Below are 1,134 nucleotides of genomic sequence, written 5' to 3'. Positions count from 1 at the left end.
CCTTCGGGTCGTCGAAGGTGGCGTACAGCGCGGTCGGGATGCCGTGGCGCTGCATGAAGTCCTTCGCGAAGGCCTTCGAGCTCTCGAGCTGCGCGGCGGCCTGCGTCGGGCCGAACACGCGCAGCCCGCGCGCGCGGAACTCGTCGACCACGCCGGCCGCGAGCGGCCCCTCGGGGCCGACCACCGTCAGCGCGATCTTCTCGGCCACCGCGAAGTCGGCCAGCGCCTTGACATCGGTGATCGCGACATTCTTCAGCCGCGCGTCGAGCGCGGTCCCCCCGTTGCCCGGCGCGACGTAGACCACCTGCACCTTCGACGATTGCGCGAGCTTCCAGGCCATCGCGTGCTCGCGCCCGCCCGAACCGATCACCAGAACTTTCATGCGTTCACTCTCATTCGCCCAGAACGGCGTTGTGGAAGACATCCTGCGTGTCGTCCAGGTCTTCGATCACGTCGAGCAGCTTCTGCATGCGCTGCGCATCCTCGCCGCTCAGCTCGATGGTGTTCTCGGCGCGCATCGTGACCTCGGCCACGTCTGGCTTCAGCCCCGCGCCCTCGAGCGCCGCCTTGACCGCCTCGAAATCGGGCGGCGCGCACAGCACCTCGATCGCGCCGTCGTCGTCGGTCACCACGTCCTCGGCACCGGCCTCGAGGGCGACTTCCATCACCTTGTCCTCGCTGGTGCCGGGGGCGAACACGAACTGGCCGCAGTGCTTGAACTGGAAGGCCACCGAGCCCTCGGTGCCGAGGTTGCCGCCGTACTTGCTGAAGGCGTGGCGGATCTCGGCGACGGTGCGCACCCGGTTGTCGGTCATGCAGTCGACGATCACCGCGGCGCCGCCGATGCCGTAGCCCTCGTAGCGGATCTCCTCGTAGCTGACGCCCTCGAGGTTGCCGGTGGCCTTGTCGATGTTCTTCTTGACGGTGTCGGCCGGCATGTTGGCGGCCTTGGCCTTCTCGACCGCCAGCCGCAGGCGCGGATTTTCCTTGACGTCGCCGCCGCCCTGGCGTGCGGCGACCATGATCTCGCGGATCACGCGCGTCCAGATCTTGCCGCGCTTTTCATCCTGACGCCCCTTGCGGTGCTGGATGTTGGCCCATTTCGAATGTCCGGCCATGAAGGCTCCTCTGAGG

The 1,134-nt window shown here is 67.7% G+C and carries 1 protein-coding gene and 1 pseudogene; both read right to left on the bottom strand.

All coding sequences use genetic code 11. From position 1 onward, the window contains the following. A pseudogene (locus AC1D15_RS33555) lies at nt 1–382 on the bottom strand (phosphoribosylamine--glycine ligase); the annotation flags it as partial. 10 nt (nt 383–392) lie between these two features. Beyond that, on the bottom strand, nt 393–1,118 hold the full coding sequence (locus AC1D15_RS33550; RefSeq protein ID WP_047505587.1) for a YebC/PmpR family DNA-binding transcriptional regulator: 726 nt from the start codon (nt 1,116–1,118) through the stop codon (nt 393–395). Nucleotides 1,119–1,134 lie beyond the last annotated feature (16 nt).

This window comes from Rhizobacter sp. P2_H2, from assembly GCF_056403375.1.
The sequence above is the reverse complement of the archived record's forward strand: the minus strand, read 5'-3'. Positions and strand labels throughout refer to the sequence as shown.